This window comes from Fusobacteria bacterium ZRK30 (genome assembly GCA_024628785.1).
Lineage (GTDB): Bacteria > Fusobacteriota > Fusobacteriia > Fusobacteriales > Fusobacteriaceae > Psychrilyobacter.
Window position 1 is genome coordinate 79355 of the sequence record CP102404.1, and the last position, 19777, is coordinate 99131.

Annotated in this window: 19 protein-coding genes, 1 tRNA gene, 1 pseudogene and 1 riboswitch; of the genes and pseudogenes, 8 read left to right on the top strand and 13 right to left on the bottom strand. The window is 31.1% G+C overall.

Features of this window, described 5'->3' with window-relative positions:
• Positions 1-40: 40 nt before the first annotated feature.
• From NRK67_00375 to ribE, 4 genes are all read right to left on the bottom strand, one after another.
• Entirely contained in the window at positions 41-1237 is a 1197-nt protein-coding gene (locus tag NRK67_00375; protein ID UUV17330.1) for a bifunctional 3,4-dihydroxy-2-butanone-4-phosphate synthase/GTP cyclohydrolase II, read from the bottom strand.
• Between the two features lie 119 nt (positions 1238-1356).
• On the bottom strand, positions 1357-2013 hold the full coding sequence (locus NRK67_00380; GenBank protein UUV17331.1) for a riboflavin synthase: 657 nt from the start codon (positions 2011-2013) through the stop codon (positions 1357-1359).
• Positions 2014-2024: 11 nt separating this feature from the next.
• Positions 2025-3119: a bifunctional diaminohydroxyphosphoribosylaminopyrimidine deaminase/5-amino-6-(5-phosphoribosylamino)uracil reductase RibD gene (ribD, locus tag NRK67_00385; protein UUV17769.1), complete on the bottom strand. Its 1095-nt coding sequence runs from the start codon at positions 3117-3119 to the stop codon at positions 2025-2027.
• A gap of 62 nt (positions 3120-3181) precedes the next feature.
• On the bottom strand, positions 3182-3646 hold the full coding sequence (ribE, locus tag NRK67_00390) for a 6,7-dimethyl-8-ribityllumazine synthase (protein UUV17332.1): 465 nt from the start codon (positions 3644-3646) through the stop codon (positions 3182-3184).
• 181 nt (positions 3647-3827) lie between these two features.
• Positions 3828-3940: riboswitch (FMN riboswitch) on the bottom strand.
• A gap of 268 nt (positions 3941-4208) precedes the next feature.
• Between ribE and NRK67_00395 the strand changes: the two genes are divergently transcribed.
• Positions 4209-4379, top strand: coding sequence for a hypothetical protein (locus tag NRK67_00395; GenBank protein ID UUV17333.1), 171 nt, complete (start codon positions 4209-4211; stop codon positions 4377-4379).
• Positions 4380-4455: 76 nt separating this feature from the next.
• On the opposite strand, the gene mnmA is transcribed toward NRK67_00395, so the two are convergent.
• From mnmA to NRK67_00415, 4 genes are all read right to left on the bottom strand, one after another.
• Positions 4456-5553, bottom strand: coding sequence for a tRNA 2-thiouridine(34) synthase MnmA (gene mnmA, locus NRK67_00400; GenBank protein ID UUV17334.1), 1098 nt, complete (start codon positions 5551-5553; stop codon positions 4456-4458).
• 41 nt (positions 5554-5594) lie between these two features.
• The gene (locus NRK67_00405) at positions 5595-6206 is read right to left on the bottom strand and encodes a LysE family translocator (protein ID UUV17335.1); all 612 of its coding nucleotides are present in this window, start codon (positions 6204-6206) and stop codon (positions 5595-5597) included.
• 72 nt (positions 6207-6278) lie between these two features.
• Positions 6279-6518 carry a hypothetical protein gene (locus tag NRK67_00410; GenBank protein UUV17336.1) on the bottom strand — a complete coding sequence of 80 codons (240 nt, stop codon included), beginning with the start codon at positions 6516-6518 and terminating at the stop codon, positions 6279-6281.
• Between the two features lie 57 nt (positions 6519-6575).
• Positions 6576-7964, bottom strand: coding sequence for an amidohydrolase (locus tag NRK67_00415; GenBank protein ID UUV17337.1), 1389 nt, complete (start codon positions 7962-7964; stop codon positions 6576-6578).
• 459 nt (positions 7965-8423) lie between these two features.
• On the opposite strand from NRK67_00415, the pseudogene NRK67_00420 reads away from it, so the two are divergent.
• The 4 genes and pseudogenes from NRK67_00420 (at position 8424) to NRK67_00435 (ending at position 11720) form a co-directional block, all read left to right on the top strand.
• A pseudogene (locus tag NRK67_00420) lies at positions 8424-8933 on the top strand (MATE family efflux transporter).
• Positions 8893-9531: an MATE family efflux transporter gene (locus tag NRK67_00425; protein ID UUV17338.1), complete on the top strand. Its 639-nt coding sequence runs from the start codon at positions 8893-8895 to the stop codon at positions 9529-9531. The pseudogene NRK67_00420 and the gene NRK67_00425 overlap by 41 nt, the downstream one beginning before the upstream one ends.
• A 386-nt stretch (positions 9532-9917) precedes the next feature.
• Positions 9918-10331 (top strand): MarR family winged helix-turn-helix transcriptional regulator, encoded by a 414-nt coding sequence (locus NRK67_00430; GenBank protein ID UUV17339.1) that lies wholly within the window; start codon positions 9918-9920, stop codon positions 10329-10331.
• Between the two features lie 21 nt (positions 10332-10352).
• The gene (locus tag NRK67_00435) at positions 10353-11720 is read left to right on the top strand and encodes an MATE family efflux transporter (GenBank protein ID UUV17340.1); all 1368 of its coding nucleotides are present in this window, start codon (positions 10353-10355) and stop codon (positions 11718-11720) included.
• Between the two features lie 73 nt (positions 11721-11793).
• Here the strand turns inward: NRK67_00435 and NRK67_00440 are convergent, their stop codons facing one another.
• A complete protein-coding gene (locus tag NRK67_00440) occupies positions 11794-12138 on the bottom strand; it encodes a hypothetical protein (protein UUV17341.1) in 345 nt (114 codons plus the stop codon).
• A 223-nt stretch (positions 12139-12361) separates the two neighbouring features.
• Between NRK67_00440 and NRK67_00445 the strand changes: the two genes are divergently transcribed.
• The 3 genes from NRK67_00445 to NRK67_00455 all read left to right on the top strand — a co-directional run bounded on the left by NRK67_00445 (position 12362) and on the right by NRK67_00455 (position 16328).
• Positions 12362-13795 carry a sodium:proton antiporter gene (locus NRK67_00445; GenBank protein UUV17342.1) on the top strand — a complete coding sequence of 478 codons (1434 nt, stop codon included), beginning with the start codon at positions 12362-12364 and terminating at the stop codon, positions 13793-13795.
• Positions 13796-13893: 98 nt separating this feature from the next.
• Positions 13894-13979, top strand: a tRNA-Leu gene (locus NRK67_00450).
• 195 nt (positions 13980-14174) lie between these two features.
• Complete coding sequence (locus NRK67_00455) at positions 14175-16328, top strand: PHP domain-containing protein (GenBank protein UUV17343.1); 2154 nt, start codon at positions 14175-14177, stop codon at positions 16326-16328.
• Between the two features lie 66 nt (positions 16329-16394).
• Here NRK67_00455 and NRK67_00460 read toward each other — a convergent pair whose 3' ends face one another.
• The 4 genes from NRK67_00460 to NRK67_00475 form a co-directional block, all read right to left on the bottom strand.
• Complete coding sequence (locus NRK67_00460; GenBank protein UUV17344.1) at positions 16395-17795, bottom strand: recombinase family protein; 1401 nt, start codon at positions 17793-17795, stop codon at positions 16395-16397.
• 354 nt (positions 17796-18149) lie between these two features.
• On the bottom strand, positions 18150-18839 hold the full coding sequence (locus NRK67_00465; protein UUV17345.1) for a hypothetical protein: 690 nt from the start codon (positions 18837-18839) through the stop codon (positions 18150-18152).
• On the bottom strand, positions 18840-19556 hold the full coding sequence (locus NRK67_00470; GenBank protein ID UUV17346.1) for a ParA family protein: 717 nt from the start codon (positions 19554-19556) through the stop codon (positions 18840-18842).
• Positions 19556-19726, bottom strand: a complete 171-nt coding sequence (locus NRK67_00475; GenBank protein UUV17347.1) for a hypothetical protein — start codon at positions 19724-19726, stop codon at positions 19556-19558. Before NRK67_00475 ends, NRK67_00470 begins: the two co-directional genes overlap by 1 nt.
• Between the last annotated feature and the right edge of the window lie 51 nt (positions 19727-19777).

Sequence of the window (19777 nt, forward strand, 5' to 3'; positions counted from 1 at the left end):
ATCTGTCTTTTCTTCTTTATCTCTCAGTTAAACCTGATTTTTATACCTCTTCCAGCATATGATCTAATTTTTCTTTCTTAGTTTTTAAATATCTTTTATTCTCTTCATTAGGTCTAATTTCAATATTTTCTCTCTCTACAACATCTATCCCATAAGATTTTAATCCTTCTATCTTCTTAGGGTTATTTGTCATAAGTTTAACCGACTTTACTCCTAAGTCTTTTAATATCTGAGATCCCAATACATAATCCCTTAGATCTGCTTCAAATCCAAGTTTTTCATTGGCTTCCACAGTGTCTAATCCCTGGTCCTGCAGATTATAGGCTTTCATCTTGTTATAAAGCCCTATTCCTCTTCCTTCCTGACGAAGATACAGGATAACTCCCTCTTCTTTTTCATCTATAGTTTTCATAGCCTTATGTAGTTGGGAACCACAGTCACATCTACGAGAACCCAATACATCTCCTGTAAAACATTCAGAATGTATCCTTACCAATACCTCTTCCTTACCCTTTACATCTCCTTTTACTAAGGCGATATGTTCTTTATCATCCAGGCAGTTTTCATAGGCATGAAGGTTAAATTCTCCCCACTGTGTAGGCATCTTAGCTACTGCCACTTCGTTGACTAAAACATCATTTTCTTTTCTGTATTTTATAAGATCTTCTATACTTACAAGTTTTAAATTATGCTTTTTAGCAAATATTTTTAAGTCATCTAATCTTGCCATGGTACCGTCGTCTTTTAAAATTTCACAGATTACACCCATTGGTTTTAACCCCGCTAAACGTGCAAAATCTACAGATGCTTCAGTATGACCATTTCTGATCAAAACGCCTCCATCTTTTGCTACAAGGGGAAATAAGTGTCCCGGTCTGTTAAAGTCATCAGCACCTTTATTTCTGTCAGCCAGATCTTTTATAGTCTGTACCCTGTCTCTAATAGATATTCCTGTAGTAGTATCTTTTGAATCCACAGATACTGTAAAAGCTGTTCCATGGGGATCGGTATTATTTCCTACCATTTGATCTAACTTTAATTCCTTGGCTCTTACTCTATCCATTGGAATACAAGTAAGTCCTCTAGCATGAGTAGCCATAAAATTAATAGCATCATAGGATACCATATCTGCTGCCATTACTATATCCCCTTCATTTTCTCTATCTTCATCATCTACTACTATTATCATCTTTCCCTGTTTTATATCTTCAATTGCATCTTTTATATTATCTAACATAGTTATTCTCCCTTTTTCAAAATTTTTTAATACAACTCTTTTATTGATTTCAAAATTTATTTTTCACAACAAATAAAAATTATTGTCGATGAAGACTGATATTTAACGATGACTAAGTTTTAATAGAATCCATTTTCAGCTAAAAAACCTTCTGTGATGCTGCTTTTTTTTTCGACATCTGCTTTTTCTTTAAAGTTCATCATTCTCTCTACATATTTTCCGATGAGATCGGTCTCTACATTGAGGTAATCTCCTATACTTTTACTTCCTAAAGTTATCATCTCCTGGGTATGAGGAATCAAAGATACACTCAAGAAATCATCTCCAAAATCTACTACAGTCAGACTAGCTCCATCCAGGGTAATCCTTCCCTTTTCAACAACATATTTCATAAGTCGCGGCTCTACCTTTACCACATAGATTTTTGCTATTCCATCAGAATAGATATTAGATATCATTCCTTCACCATCTACATCGCCTGTTACCAGATGCCCCCCCAGGGGAGTGGCCAAAGTTATAGATTTTTCTAAATTTACTCGGTCTCCAACCTTTAATCTTTTCAGATTGGTTCTTTTGACACTTTCATGCATTATGTCAGCCTCGAAATAGTCGCTGCCTATCTTAGTAGCAGTCAGACAGGTTCCATTGGTAGCAATACTGTCTCCTAATTTAGCTCCTTCGATTACTTTTTCACACCTCAGTGTTATTTTAAGTGAAAGATCTCCCGTTTCCAGACCGATTACTTCCCCCATCTCCTCTACTAATCCTGTAAACATAATTTTACTCCTTATAAATTAAATTCTATTGCTACATTATCTCTATAGACTTTAAACTTTACATCTTTTAATTCTATACTTTCTTTCATCGTTCCTATCTTAAACCCACTTATAAATGGTATGGCGTTATTATCTCCTATGATTTTTGGAGCAATAAATATCTCTCCTCCATCCAAAGCCTTCTCTTTAAAAGCCATGGATATCATGGAATTCCCACCTTCTAAAAGGATTGAATCTATCCCTAATTTTCCTATTTCTTTTAATATCTCTGTCATTAAAAATCGATTACCATCTAAAAATATAAATTTCACATTATATTTTTTTTCAAATTTCAGATGTTTTTCACTCTGGATATTCCCTTTAGAGGTAACTATTATAGATTTATCATCTCTGTTATTCTGGATAAAATTATAGTCCTCCGGAGTTTTTAATCCAGGATCCACAACTATTCTATGGGGATTATTCCCCCCCTCTATCCTTGCATTGAGCCTGGGGTTATCTCCTAAGAGTGTGTTTACCCCTACCATTATTCCCATATATTTATGTCTTAATTCCTGTACCCTTGTTCTCGACATTTCATTGGAGATCCATTTGGAATCTCCGCTTTTAGTGGCTATCTTTCCATCCAGGGTGATGGCACACTTTAAAAATAAATAAGGGGTCTTTTTTTCTATATATCTGAAGAAAACAACATTTTGTTTTAAGGCTTTTTCTTCTAAAACATTAATTTTTACCTCTATCCCAGCCTCTTCTAAAAGTTTAACACCTTTTCCTGCTACCAGGGGGTTGGGATCTAGAGTCGCAATTACACATCGTTTGATTCCCATCTTAATTATTTTTTCAGCACAGGGAGGAGTCTTCCCATAATGGGAACACGGTTCCAAAGTTACATATATTGTAGCTCCCTCTGCTCCTTTTCCTGCATCTTCCAATGCAAAAACTTCTGCGTGGGGACCGCCATATTTTTTATGGTAGCCTCTACCGATTATTTTTCCGGCTTTTACAACTACTGATCCTACCATAGGGTTTGGATTTACATCTCCCTCTCCCAAGGCTGCCAGCTCCAGGGCTAACTCCATATATTTTTCATCTAAATTCACCATAATTAACTCCTTTCCTTAGTGCTCTTTATGTTTTAATCTTATTTTTTAAGTATATTTCTAAAATTTTATCCTATTGTTTGAATTAAGTTTACCATCTCAATAGCTGATACTCCTGCATCAAAACCTTTATTTCCTGCTTTAGTTCCTGCTCTTTCTATAGCCTGCTCAATTGTATTAGTTGTTAAAACTCCAAAGATCACAGGGATTCCTGAATCCATAGATACAGTTGCTATCCCTTTAGATACTTCTGCACATACATAATCAAAATGAGGAGTTGATCCTTTTATTACTGCTCCTAGAGCTATTACTGCGTCATATTTTTTAGTTTCTACCATTTTTTTAGCTATCAATGGCATTTCAAACACTCCTGGAACCCATGCTGTATCTATATTTTCATCATTTACACCATGTCTAACTAGAGCATCTTTAGCTCCTCCTAATAATTTAGAAGTAATAAATTCATTGAATCTCCCGCATACTATTCCTACTCTGATATTTTCTCCGTTAAAATTTCCTTCAAATGTTCTCATGATTTTTTTCCCCCATATATTTTATTTTTTATAAAAAAAAAGCCTCAAGTTTTACTTGAGGCTTTAGACTTCTAATAATTTTTTTAATTTATAGTTTTCTAAAAAAACACTTCCATATAGTTCTGTTTCAGAATATACCATAAAGAAAAAAATGTTTTAAACCATAAATTAAAATTTTATTAAATAACTTCTATCATCCAGACTATACTGTCGGTACTAGAATTTCACTAGTTCAGCTTACGCTCGCGGACTTTTACCGCCGGTAGGGAATCAAACCCTGCCCCGAAGTTTCTATTCAATTTTATAATTGATTATATCCTTAATTTTCTCTCCTTGTCAAACATTTTTTTATTAATAATTCAAAATATATAAATAAGTAACTTTTTTTAAACTTTTTTACATCTTTTACGTCTAATAAAGCGTCTACAAATATTAATTTTTTTTAATTTACAGATTATAAATTTATAAAACTTTTAATGAAGTTTTAATTTTTTTCTATCCATATAGGTGGTATACTCTATTAAGGAGTTATTACCACAATTATTTTGAGGAGGTGTATAAGGTGAAAGTGTTTCTTATATTAAAAAAGGGTGAAAAAATAATGCAAAAATTTAACAACAAAACATTACTTCTAGCATCTATAATATCTTGGAATAAAAGTTTTGGTGATTATGATCCTATGAAAATTATCATGGCCCTGGATAGCAGCGGACAGATATTATTTAGCTCTTAATTTTTCATATTTAAAAAGCCCAAGTCTAAAGACTTGGGCTTTATTATTTCAAATAATTTTTATTTTTTTGATTCTTTTATTTAACTATAAATCCACTGGCCATTACTTCGCCACTATAATTATAAAGTACTACACCTTGTCCTGGAGTTATGGCTCTAACCTTCTCCTCAGTGAAATCTATCTTTATCTTATCATTCTCTAAAACCTTTACACTGCAAGGATGAAATTTATCTCTAGATCTAGTCTTTGCTTTTAATTTCATATTTTTTAATTCTTCTATCGTTTCACATCCTAAAAGATTTATTTTATTGGCTATCAAATATGTACTGAATAATTCTTCATTATTTCCAACTATCAAACGATTTTTTTTGCTATCTATCTGAATAACATAAAGTGGTGTCGGGTAACTGATTCCCAACCCTTTTCTCTGCCCAATAGTGTAAAAACTAACTCCTCTATGTTTACCTATTACCTTTCCATCTGTTGTTACAATGTCTCCTTCAGATGTGGCTTTACCATCTGTCAGCTCATTTAAGAATTCTCCTAATTTACCATCCTCTACAAAACATATTTCCTGACTGTCTTTTTTTGCATACACTCTGATATTTAATAACTCAGCTAATTCTCTTACCTGAGGTTTCTCAAGATCTCCTATTGGAAACATTAATTTTTTTATATTTTCTTTTCTCATTTGAGACAGGAAATATACCTGGTCTTTATTTGGATCGTCACCTATTTTCAACAGCCCATTTTCTATCTTAGCATAATGCCCGGTAGCTATAAAATCTGCTCCATGAGATAATGCTAGTTCTACCAGCCTTCCAAACTTGATGTATCTATTACACACCATGCATGGATTAGGAGTTCTTCCTTCCATATAGTCGTTTACAAAACTGTCTACTACTATGTCTTTGAATTCATCTCCTAAATGAATCATATGATGTTCTATTCCCAGATCGTCACATACTTTTTTTGCATCACTTAAGTCTATATTAGTACTGCATGCTGATCCACTGGTCCAGACCTCCATTGTGATTCCAAAAACTTTGTATCCTTGTTTTTTTAACAGGTAAGCTACTGTTGAAGAATCTACTCCTCCACTCATTGCTACTGCTATTGTTACATTTTCGTTCTTTGGATCATACTTTAAGTATGAATCTAAATTTTTTACCATTTCACTACTCCTTTTTTAAGATTATAGGAAAAAGCTATATCTTAGTTTTTTATAAATGATGACAGAGTGATTGCCACTCCGCCTAACATAATTATTACACTGGCATAATGCCTCAACGTTTCTAAAGTTTTAAATGTTATTTTTTTTCTATAATGAGATAATGCTCCTGTTATTCCGAACCACTGGGTTCCTCCACCGATAAGTATTCCCAAAGCAATTTTTAAACTAATGTGTTTTACATCTGTAGATACACCTAAAATTGCAAAAAGACCTATAAAAGTAAAGATCGAAAGGGGATTAGCAAATGCCACTAAAATAGTTGTTATGTAAGACCTTATATAACCAAAGTGATCTTCTTCTACAATATTTTTTATCTCTTTTCTATTTTTAAAAATTTTATATCCCAATCCTAATATCAATATTCCAGATACTATTTTTATTTCTATTTGATAGTCACGTAATAAACCTTCTACATATCTAAATCCAAACAATGCAATAAGCCCGTAAAAAACATCTACTGTTATCATTCCCAAAGAGGATATAAAGCCTTTATACCTTCCTTCAGATAGTGTCTTTTCCATGCAATATATAGCTAGTGGACCAAAAGGTAATGAAAGTATCATTCCACATATAATTCCATCTAATAAATGCACATAAATCTCCTCTTCTGCTATTTTATATGAACAATTTATTATATTATATCATACTCCATCTATTTTTTCCTTCTAATATTCGTACTCCATTATTGTTTCTTTTTCTGCTCCTATATCAGATATTTTCATCATAGTCTTCCTTTTAGATTTGTCGTATCTGTATTCATATATCCAGTGAATTAAAGTCTTTCCCAAGCCATCTGTTTTTTTAAACAAAATCGGATCACCATATTCATTATATTTGTACTCTTGAATACTTTTTATATTCTGCCCTTTATCTTTGACAACTATCTTTTTTGGATTTTTTTCCATTTTAACTCCTCCTCTAAATTTAAATCTACCCCTAAAAGGAGTAGATTTAATTTTTATCTATAAAGTTTCTGCTATTTTTTTAACTTTTTTTGAAAATTCCTGAATAGCTTTTCTATTTTTTTCTTCATCATAGGTCAATAGTTTTTTATCCTCTACAATCATCTTTCCATTTACAATTACCGTATCTACATTAGAAGCGTTAGCTGAATATACCAATACTGAATACGGATCAAATATAGGCTGCATATTTACAGATTTTGTTTCTAAAACTACTATATCTGCCAGCTTTCCATTCTCCAAAGAACCTAATTCGTCTTCTCTATGGATAGCTTTAGCTCCTCCCATTGTAGCCATCTCTACCACTTTATATGGTGGCATTGCCGATCTATCTTTATTTGTTAATTTATGCAATTTTGCCACATACCCCATTTGACCTATTATATCAAGTGTATTCCCACTCATAGGGCCATCTGTCCCGAGCCCGATTCTAACTCCATCATCAAACATCTTCAATGCCGGAGACACACCTTTTGCCGATTTAATATTGGCTACCATATTATGAGCTACTCCTATATTTCTTTTTTTCATAAGTTCGATATCACTATCTGTTACAAAAATAGAATGTGCTGCTATAAATCTTTCATTCAATAGGCCTATAGAATCCAGGTATTCAATAGGGGTCATATTATACTTGGTTTTAAATTTGTCAAACTCTTTTTGAGTCTCTGCTACATGCATAGAAACCGGGACATTATATTTTTTAGAAAGATCTCTTATCCTTTTTAAATCTTCCTCTTTAACAGTATGAGGTGCATGAGGTCCAAATCCAGGAGTTATCAATTCATCATTTTTATATTTTTCTACAAATTCTATTGCCATCTTTACCTTAGCGTCTCCATCTTTTCCGTCTGCTGTAGGATATTTAATGATATTCTGTGTCATTATCCCCCTCAAACCAATCTCTTTTACAGCCTGTGCTGCACTTTCTTCAAATAAATACATATCCACCATAGTTGTAACTCCGCCTTTGGCCATCTCTATAGAGCCGTGAATAGCTCCAGTATAAACCATCTCTTGAGATACCATCTTGTTTTCCAGAGGAAATATATACCTGTTTAATCTGTCTGGAACGTCATCTGCTAAACTTCTGAATACACTCATAGAAACATGGGTATGAGTATTTATCATCCCAGGCATGATGATCCCTCCATCTGCATCTATAATTTTTTTAGAAGAGTATTTTTTCAGTATTTTTTTATCCCCTACCTCCACTATCCTATTTCCCTTTACAACTATTACACCATCATCTAATATTTCTTTTTCCCCATTCATAGTTAAAACTATCCCATTTTTAACTATTAAATCTACTTTTTTTGCAGCCTTTACTTCTGCACTATTAAAAGCAAACAATGATATAAGTGATCCTAACAACAACAATTTTTTCATATTTCCCCTCCATATAATCTATTTAATTTATTATATCATTCCACCCTTTATATAGATAGTTCTCTATCCCTATTATTTTAGAAAGAAACTTATCCTCCTGTCCAGACAGGCTTAATTTTAATACTTTTCTAAATTGCTTCTCAGTCAGAGACCTCTCTCAAAAATCCTATGTTTAGAATATAAATTATTTATACTCTGGTAATGTCTCTTACGATTATATTTTCCTGAAAAAAGAACGTGATATTCTTTCCAAATCAGGATCAACTTAATCTATAACTAAATTTTATTATTTGAACTCTGCAAAGACATTTTCTAAAACTCTAAAAAGTGTCGCGGCGACACTTTTTTGTTTTTAATATATTTATACAGAGTTATTGACAATTTAAAATTTTCACCTTACACTATTTTAATTAGCAGTAAATTTTCACCTATTAAAATTGAGGAGAGAAAAATAAGGAAAAAGCAGAACTGATATTGGGGAATGCAGTTACTTTATTCAGCATAGCAGGTATTTTATTCTCAGCCTTTGGTCTCTTATTCTTAGATGATATCCTTTTATTATTTGGAGCTACCTCTAACAACATCATGTATGCCAAAGATTATATGTCCGTTATTTTCTTTGCCATTCCATTTCAATTGCTCTTTATAGGAATAAATTATATTATCAGAGGTGAAGGAAACCCAAAAGTTGCCATGAAAATAAGTATCATAGGCTGGGGATTAAATATCTTACTGGATCCATTTTTCATGTTCACATTAGATATGGGAATAAAGGGAGCTGCCATGGCTACTTTAATTTCAAATAGCTTGGCATTTTACCTTCAACTCAGATATTTTTTAATAGGGGAGAGTAATATCAAATTAAAATTTAAAACTAAAAAAAGATATCCTCTTAGGTATATCAAATATTGGTATAGCACCATCTATTATGCATATATCCAATTCCCTAATACTTATTTCTATCAATAAAAATTTAAATATCTATGGAGGCGATATAGCCATTGCCGCCTACGGAATAATCAACAGCATCAGTGTCCTGAGATACATGCCAATTATAGGAATATATCAAGGAAGTCAGCCTATTTTAGGATATAACTACGGTGCCAAAAAATTTGAAAGGGTCAGCGAGGCATATAAAATTTCCCTTCTAGCGGGTATTGGTATCTCAGCTATAGGATTTATCATAGCTGTATTTATCCCCCATCTATTGATCTCACCATTTATCAACAACGATAAAAATTTATATGAGCTGACAATAAATTCCACAAAAATATTTTTCAGCATGACTATCTTTATGGGATTTCATATGATTGGCAGCCGTTATTTCCAATCAGTAGGAAAAGCTAAAATAACTATTATCTTAAACATCATTCGTCAATTTTTCCTTCTCCTGCCTCTTCTACATTTCTTGCCTAAAAACTATGGGGTGAAGGGGGTTTGGTTAGCTATCCCTATTACAGATTTTCTCCTAGCTATAATCACATCATATTTCGTAATCAGAGAGTTTAAATTTTTAAAAAATGATTATAAAACCAGAGAGTCTTTTAATAAAGATCAAAGAACGTGACCCCTCATCCAAATAGGTATTATTATATTTTTTAACTAAGAGTTATAAGAAAAAGAGCATGCACAAAGTGATATGAAAACTGTAAATAGCTCTAATGGATGTTAATTTCTCTTTAATACATCAAGTTGAAAAAAGGGGTTATATAAAGGTCTACTAATCTTTTATGTGTCTCCTTTACGTGAAATTCTATCTCTACAACGTAAACTAATCACAGCATAACCTTTAGAGGCACTCCTTCCCAAATACTAAAAGTAGAAAGTGTCGCGGCGACACTTTTTTTAATTTTAACAGTTAAATTTCTATTCATAATTTATATTTTTTATTTCTATTGACAATTAAAAAAAATTAATCTATACTGTTTACACATAAACAGTTAGGAGGAGATTATGCTTTCAAAATATATCAGTATAACCTATAGACAATACCAGCATTATATGAGGGAGGAGTTAAAAAAATATAAGATAGGCAATAGTGATTACCCTATTTTACTCTGTCTCAGTAATAATTACGGGATATGTCAAAATGAAGTCTCTAGATTAACTAAATTAAATAAAAGTTTGATCTCTAAGGGAGTTAAAAAATTAATTGAACACGGTTATCTATACCAAGAAGATGATCTCCACCATAAACAAAAACAAAAATTATTTTTGACAAAAAATGGAGAAAAAATAATCCCAGATCTAAAAAATATTATCAACCACTGGAAAAAAATAATTTTAAAAGATCTATCAGAATCTGAAATTGACACCTTATTTAAAGTTATGAAAAAGATAGATCAAAATTCAATGATTATCAAATAATAAGAAAATTTAGGAGAGTGTATGAAAAACATAAGACTAGAATCAGAGAAGATATCAAAACTTTTATGGGAATATTCCATCCCAGCCATCACAGGAACTTTAGTTTATATCCTATACAATATCGTTGATAGGATTTTTATAAGTTTCGGTGTCGGAAGATTAGCTATTGCCGGAATAAGTATAGCCTTGCCGCTTTTCACCTTTATATTAGCTACAGGATTATTCATAGGCGTCGGAGGAGGAGCCCTTATCTCCATAAACTTAGGAAAAAAAGACAAGGAAAAAGCAGAACAGATATTAGGAAATGCACTGACTTTATTTATTGGAATGGGTATTTTATTTTCAATTTTTGGCCTATTGTTCCTAGATGATATTCTTTTACTATTTGGTGCTACAGCAAATAACATCAATTATGCCAAAGATTATATGTCTATCATATTTTTCGCTACTACCTTTCAACTATTATTCATAGGAATGAATAATATTATGAGGGGAGAGGGCAATCCAAAAGCTGCCATGAAGATGAGTATCATAGGATGTGGATTAAACATTTTACTGGACCCACTCTTTATATTTACACTAGGCATGGGAATAAAAGGAGCTGCCATTGCTACAGTTATTTCAAATATACTTGTAGCAATACTTCAAATCAGACATTTCTTAAAGGGAAACAGCAATATAAAACTAAAACTAAAAAATTTGAAATTAAAAAAAGAGATCCTTATAGGGATAGCCAGTATCGGGATAGCTCCATTTATTATGCAGATGTCCAATTCTATCGTGGTTATCTTTATAAATAAAAACTTAAATATCTACGGTGGGGATATTGCTATTGCTGCTTACGGAATAATTAACAGTATCAGTGTCCTCATGTATATGCCTATTGTAGGGATATATCAGGGAAGTCAGCCTATTTTAGGATATAATCATGGTGCTAAAAACTTTAAAAGAGTAAGAGAAACATATAAGCTATCTCTTTTAGTGGCTATGAGCATTTCAGCCACAGGATTTTTTGTAGCTATATTCTTGCCCCATCTGTTAATTACACCGTTTATCAACAACGATAAAACTTTATTCGAACTGACAATAAATGCAACTAAAATATTTTTCAGTATGACCCTCTTTATGGGATTTCATATGATTGGAAGTAGTTATTTCCAAACTGTTGGAAAAGCCAAAATAACAACAGCTATAAATATCATTCGTCAGTTTATCCTCATGCTTCCGCTCCTCTATTTTTTACCTAAATACTACGGTGTAAATGGAGTTTGGTTAGCTGTTCCTATTACAGATTTCACCCTAGCTTTAATTACATCATATTTTGTAATTAAAGAGTTCCAATCTCTAAAAAAGAAATCAAATTTAGAAGAATCAATTATAGAAATATAGATTTTAAAAAAAAGCAAAAAGTGTCGCCGCGACACTTTTTGCTTTCTTTTAATTTAAATCTTATATCCTGAGTTTATCCTTCTAAGATCTCTGCAGTAGCTTCATAATATGGTCCCTCTTCATCTTCTCCGTATTCAACAAAAAATGTTATTTGAAAATCACCTAAATAAAATCCTACTCCATTTCCATCTTTTTCTACAAAATATTCAATTTTCTTTAATTTTGTTGTTAAGATCAATTCAGCTATGTCTTTTCTCATCTCAACTAATTCTTTCATATCTTCTTCTAACTCAAAACCTAACTCTTTCATCTTCTCACCGATTGCCACAACTCTTCTATCTAATTTTTCTCTCATCTCTTTATCCAATTCAATCACTTCCTTTAATTTTTTATTTCTTATTATACCATATTTAAACAATATATTAATGCCGGTAAACAAATAAAGATTAAATCACTTCTATATATCTTTAAAAAAAATTAGCAATTCAAAAAACGTGAACAACATAAAGCATAGTCATCTTTATAAATATAGGATTTTTTATGTTTCATATGAACATTTTTTAGTATTGACTGATACTTTCACAACTAAAAAACTAATGTTACACTGTTTAAGTAAATAATAATAACTTAGGAGGAATAAGATGGAATATGGAATTTTAAGTATTATACCACCAATTATAACCATAATTTTGGCTATAACTACAGGGCAAGTGGTAATATCTTTATTTTTAGGGATAGTCTTTTGCAACCTTATCTTAACAGACTGGAATCTGATCACTTCATTAAATCATAGTTTAAATGGAATTATAGATGTATTTAGTGAAGGCTGGGCTACCAAAACGTTGATATTTGTATTTTTAATAGGTGGAATTATGACCTTAATCCAAGTCTCCGGTGGAGTACAAGGATTCGTTGATTACCTGACAAAGAAAAAAGGAATAATAAAATCAAGACGCGGAACTATGCTTCTGGCATATTTTATAGGAATAGTAGTTTTTATAGAATCTAGTATAACCATCTTATTAGCCGGAACCATTACTAGAGACCTAGCCGATAAATACAAGGTCTCCAGAGAAAAGTTAGCATATATCTGTGATTCTACATCTGCACCTGTCTGCGGACTAATCCCATTAAATGGATGGGGTGCTACTATCTTAGGAGTTTTGGCTGCCCAGGTAGCATCAGGAGTTATAGATATAAATCCAGTAACCATCCTTATAAAAAGTATCCCATATCAGGTGTATTCATATATAACTATCCTCAGTGTTTTCTACTTTATTATCTCTGGAAACCACTTCGGACCCATGAAAAAAGCTGAAGACAGAGCTATGCATGATGGTAAAGTTTTAGCAGATGATGCCAGACCTGTAATCGAAAAAGAAGCTATCCATCTCCCTATAAAGAAGGGAGTAAAACCATCTATGTGGCATATGATCCTTCCTATTCTAGTCCTAGTAATAATGGTCCCAACAGGACTATATATCACTGGTGGAGGAGATCTAACTAAGGGAAGTGGGTCTACAGCATTATTTTGGGCAATATTTGCAGTAACTATCTTTACAGGAGTATATTATATAGGTAAGGGTATTATGAGCTTAAAAGAATATATGGATTATTTCTATAAGGGTATCGGCGGAATGATCCCTGTTTCATCCATACTGATATTTGCCTTTGCAATCGGTAATTCTATAAATGCCTTAGGAACAGGAAGATATTTAGCCAACCTTTTAAATGGAGCTTCAATAAATCCTGCCTTTACAGGAGTAATAGTATTTATTCTGGCTGGAATAATGGCCTTTGCAACTGGAACATCCTTTGGTACATTTGCAATAATGATCCCTATTGCACTTCAAACTGCTGTAATCCTAGACGGAAATATCTATCTGGCTGTAGGAGCTGCCATATCCGGAGGGATTATGGGAGACCACTGTTCTCCTATATCTGATACTACTATCATGTCATCTATGGCAACAGCATCGGACCATATACATCATGTGAAGACTCAAATTCCTTATGCTCTCCTAAACGCAGGAATAAGTTCTATTATATTTATAATACTAGGATATCTCAGTTAAAATTCATGAAAGATGAGTTAACCAGTTGATTCCACTTATCTCTTTTAAAAAAATTAATTGACAAGTGTAGGAGTTTACTATATAATTTCCTATGTTAAGCATCAGTGGCGGAATGGTAGACGCGTAAGGTTGAGGGCTTTATGGGAGTTTTCCTGTGGGGGTTCAAGTCCCCCCTGATGCACCACGCTATCCCCCTACAAAAGGGATTTATATAATTAGATTTTAAAAGCTTCCAAATTGGAAGCTTTTGTTTTACAAAAATAAAGTATTTTATAAAAATTATGATTAACTTAAATAAATTTTACTATCTTTTATTAAATTTATTATAAACAATAAAAGATTATTACAGGTAGTGTATAAATTTAAACAAGGGGGAGTTATGAATAAAAAAAATTTTAAAATCGATTTACATATTCACACTTTAGAATCTAGAGATTTTAAAGGTGATAAATCAGAGAATTCATTAGATAAAGTTTTAGAAGAAGCTATAGAAGCAGAACTAGATTTGATATGTTTTACAGATCATTTTTCTGTAAAAGGATTTGACCAATATGATAAAAAGAAAAAAAAATTACTTGAAATGATCGATACTGCAAGAAGTTATGGTTTTTATGGTGAAGAACCTGAAAAATTAAAAAAACTTTATACAGCTGTTAAGGTTTTAATGGGTGTAGAAATTAAAGTTGATCCAGGAATACATTATTTAGTTATTTTTAATAAAAATATTACAATTGAAAAAGCTGAAGAATACTTAATAAGTTTAACAGAATTAGATAATGAAAAAGCTCGCGAAACGTTTGGTGATCCTAAATATTCTATTCCATTAAATTCAAAACAATTTTTTCTTAAAACATATGAAACATTTGGTGAAGATGCACTAATTATTGGAGCGCATGTTGATTCAAGTTCTGGTTTTTTCGAGACATTAAAACAATGTGGTGAAGCGAGATTAAAGATTCTTTCAGATCCGCTTCTTAAAGCAGTAGAGTTTAATAAAGTAGAAACAAAACAAAAAATAATTAAAAATTTTCTACCAGAAACAAATAGAGAAAATATTGCATTTATACAAAATTCAGATTTTCATGGGAAACCTGGTGAAAAACTAGGTAGTTTTTATTTTACTATTAGAGAAGATGATGAAAAATTAACTTTTGATTTAATAAAAAAAAGTTTTGAAAAAAATCAAGGAATTTCTACTGCTGTTGATACAGCAAAAGAACGATATGAATTATTAATAAAAAATGAAATAAAATTTGACTTTGACATTGATAATTGTGGGTTTGATTCCCAAAAAGAACAATTAGCTAAAACTGTCTGTGCATTAAGTAATTCAGAAATAGGTATCATAAATTTTAAAATCATTTTAAATAAAGCAAATAATGAAAAAGAAATCATCGATACTTTTACTAATGACTTATCTACATTTATCACAAAAAGTTTAGATGGCAATATCCCTATTTTTAAACTTTCACATTTTAATTTTACAAAAGGTTCAAGCACAATTATTTTAAAACTTCCAGAAGGTAGAGATTTAATCCTTTATGAAGGATCTGCTTATATTTTAGATAAAAATGAAATAAGAAAAGGTACTTCTAATGAGATACAATCTATTGTCGCCAAAAAAATGTTTTATAAATTTGGAAAAACAGGAGAAAAAATTCTTCATAAAGTCAATGAACACTCTAAAAGACTTAAAAATAATTTACTAGGATATGCTATAGCGTATAAAGTAGAAAATAGTATAATTCCATATGATAAATTTAAAGTTAGAAAAGTAACATTTAATGATCATCCAAAAGAAATTTTAAATTTAATAGCTGATGGTCCAAGAAACGGGAACTCAGAAGGTGATTATTCTATTATTTCCTTCAACCCAGGCACTTTAAAAGGTGGTCGATTAAAAAATAGTTACTCTAGGTTAAGTTTACCAACTTTTAAAATCAGTAACCTCAATTGTGAATGTAAAAAAAATGAAATAAAAAAAGGAGAAATATTAATAATCCCTAGAGGAGCATGTTTTGTCGCGGAAAAAGATTTAACTTTAATAATAGACTGCGAAGCTTTAATATTAGAAATACCAAAAGATGATAACCCTTATGATCTTTTAATGTATTTAAAATCTAGCTTTTTTCAATGGTATATTGGCAAAATTTATAATTTTAATGATGTGTTTGAGTGGGTTTATTCTTTTCAAAATAAAGGATTCCCAATTTTAAAAGAAATTGAAAATTTGAATAATATATCATTAAAAGCTAGTAATTTAATACTCGATGAGAAAAAGCTTTTAAAAGTAAATGAAAAGAAAAGATCAAAAGAATCAGAAATTGTCCGTAAAATAACTAAACATAATTCTAAAGGTGATAACGTTTGTAAAGAAATAGACGAAATTATTTTTAAGCATTTAAATTTAAAAGATGATGAAATTAAAGAAATTTATGAAGGTTTAAATAATGTAGAAATTTATGATTATGGCGCTTTAGAAAAAATTAAAGAAGAAGAAGAAGAAAGCAAAAGCAAGAACTCTAAAGGATAGTAAATCCATTAACATTTTATTCTTCAGTTTAGATAACCAAAAAGCTCCCAAATTTGGGAGCTTTTCTTAATTAAAATATATATCAAACTGTGGATTCTTCTTATTATCATCACGCAGTTCTATCCTGTTAATGATAAACCTCATTATCTTTTTAGCATCATCAATATCTTCAGATTCTAAATTTTCCATAACATCTATAAACAATTCTAAATTATCATTTCTTACAGCTAAGTTTTTTTCATTAGCCTTTATCTCTTCTAATTCATTGATTTCATTTTCATAGATAAGTATATCATTTTTAATCTCTTTTACCAGGTCGGCAAAGTCTTCATCTTCTATTAAGCCGGAGGCATAACTCCTAGTTATTCTTTTTCTCTTGTTTTTAGATTTAGATATTTTAACTCTTAATCTCTCTATCTCTAATACATAATTGGCAGCTTTAAGACCTTCGGCATTATTTAAATCCTTTAGTTCTTTTAAAGCATATATTTGTTTTAATAATTTAGTTTCTAACTTCTTCCTAGGAATCTTTAATTTACAACACTTATTATCACACTGATAATAATGATAATTTTTTTTAGTATTTCTTAAAGTTGAGTTATACATCTTATTTCCACAGGCACACGTAATCAATCCGGCAAATAAAGCTCCACTAGTTGAGAATTCAATCCTTCTCTTAGTATTTAATTTTAGTATTATCTGTACTTTTTCAAATATCTCTTCTGGCACTATCCCTTCATGTTCACCATCAAAGACCTCATAATCTAATTTTGTTTCCTGTTTATGGGTCATTAAGTTTTTTTCTTTTTGTCCCCATTTCTTTTTTCCTATATATGTTTCATTTTTAAGAATCCACCTGATCGATTCATTATTTCTATTAAACTTCTTCGCAGTTTTGGCCATAGACTGGCAACTGATATAGTAGTAGAAAATATCACTGACTAATTCAGCATCTTTATTTGGTATTAATTTTTTATCGATAACATCGTATCCAAGGGGAGCTGTTCCTCCGGTAAACATCCCTACCTTGGCTCTCTCATATTTCCCTGACTTTACCCTGATTGAAATTTGTTTCCTTTCATACTCGGCCAACGATGCCTGGATTTGAAAAAATAACATCCCTGTGGCGGTAGTTGTATTTAGATCAGGCTGAGAGATTGAAATAAATTTTATATCCTGTTCCTGCAACTCTAATACAAACTGGATCATTGTAATCATCTTCCTGGAGATCCTGGAAGCTTCATAAACTACAAGTACATCAAAAGTCCTGGCTTTTATATCTTTTTGCAATTCTAAAAAACCGTCTCTATCATCTCTGCCACCTGACTCTACATCTGTGATAATTTTAGTCAATTCAATATTTTGTGATTTCGAATAATTTTTTCCTTTTTCAATTTGATATTTTAAAGATTCTTTTTCTTCCTGCATCTCAGTTGAAACTCTGCAATACAAAATTCCTTTAAGCATTTTTCTTTCTCCTATCCTGTCTATTTTTTATTTTCTTTAAAAGTTTTAAAATTTCTGTTTTTTCAATATTACTCATATTTATACCTCCTGCATCAATTTTAATTTTTTTCATATCCCAAATTTACTTTTAATCTTGCCTCAAAATTTCGTTTTAGCCTTATACCCGTCAGAGGCTCTAAAATGCGTTTTTACGCATTTTAATCGATTCTCGACTTATTTATTGGACACTTTCTTCAAAACCCCTATACAAGCAAATAAGAGGGTCGATTTTTGCATAGTATTCTCTAAAAATCAGATTTGAAATAAATATTTGTTTATTTTTATTTCATCATTTTTGATACAATTTTTTATTTTTTATTTACCCTGTATTAATTTCAAATTATTTTTATGCTCCCATTCTTTCTCTTTATTTTTAATTGCTTTTTTCATAGAATTAACATATTTTTCAAGACCTTCAAATTCTGCTTTTAATATATCTAATTCTTTTTTATCTTCAGTTTTAATTATCTGATCTTTTATCTTATCAAGTTTTACAAAATCAACATATGTTCTTGTTTTTTTACTTTTCTCTTTAAATTCAATTGCTCTCTGATCCTTTACAGGAGCTAATAATTCTTTTATTGTTTCAGCTTTTTTAATTCCCCCGTTAATTATCTTTTCCCTGGCATCTGCCGTTACATCTTTATGGGTTAAAAATTTTACCGCCTGAACGGATAGGGAAGAGATAAAATCCTTCTTATCTGGAAATTCTTGAAATAAAACATATCTTTTACGGTATTCAGATATCTTATCTTTCGTAAGCCCATTGGATTCATACCAATCTGTAAAGTCATTGCTTTTCTTAAAAACAAGACTTATTTTATTCAGTAAAAAGCATATCTCATATAGTTCTGAACTCACATTTTTAAATATTCTATATAATTTTTTCTCACTTTCTTGCACAAAAATTTTATCAAGGTGTCTAATTTCGCGACTCTCGAAATTGAAGCTGGATGTATATTGTTCTTTTTTTACAGCTTTCTGGAGTTCTCCAAATACATCCATCTACATCACTTTCCTTACAATATTTGCAAAGATCTGTTTTATTTCATTATATTGTTTACTCTTAGTTTCCATAATTGTTTTTGATTTTTCTGTAAGCTGCATAATTTTTGTAGTCTGGTAGATTGGATTAGTTATAACTGCTCCTACACCCTCAAGGCTCTCTTTTAATTTATTTAGGTGTTCTCGTTCCATCTTACTTTTCCCAACTCTGTTAGGCACGATCAGTGCCACTTTATCAAAGCCTACTTCTCCAATTAGGTTTATCATTCCCTTAGTAGTCACATTATCAAGGAAAGTAGGTATTACCACCTTGTCACTTACTTCCAGAAAGATATTATCTAACTTTAATACCGGTGATCCATCTATTAATATATAGTCATATTGGTTTTTAAAAACTTCTATTACATCCAGGAACCTGGTTTCAAAAGTTCTCTTTATCCCGGTAGATGTAAGAGGCACATAGAATAAATCCTCTCTTAATCTTATGAGATCTGAACCTCTACCATCGATATATCCTTGGAGTCCATCACCATACCCTGATTTGGCTCCTGCCATCTGCATGATATTATTTTGTGAATCAGATGTAAGGATTAATACTTTGTTTTTCTTATCATCACTTGTTTTTGATAATGTAGAAAGGATGTGAGCAGTCCAGAAACATAGTAATGACTTCCCTACTCCTCCTTTATTATTTTTAAATAATATAACTTTAGCCATCAGACAATCACCTTATGCCCTGTGTATCTTCTTTTTCTCTTTATTTCTGATTTAATTTGTTTAGTCTGTCTATTGGTTAATACATATTCACTTTTTAATATGAAGTTTAGATCCTCTAAACTCAGAGCTATAATTTCCTGGTGATTTGGTCTTAATCTTTGTTTTTTCATTTATTTCCTCCTAATTTTTTAATTTTATTATAAAAGGTTTTTTCTCTTTAT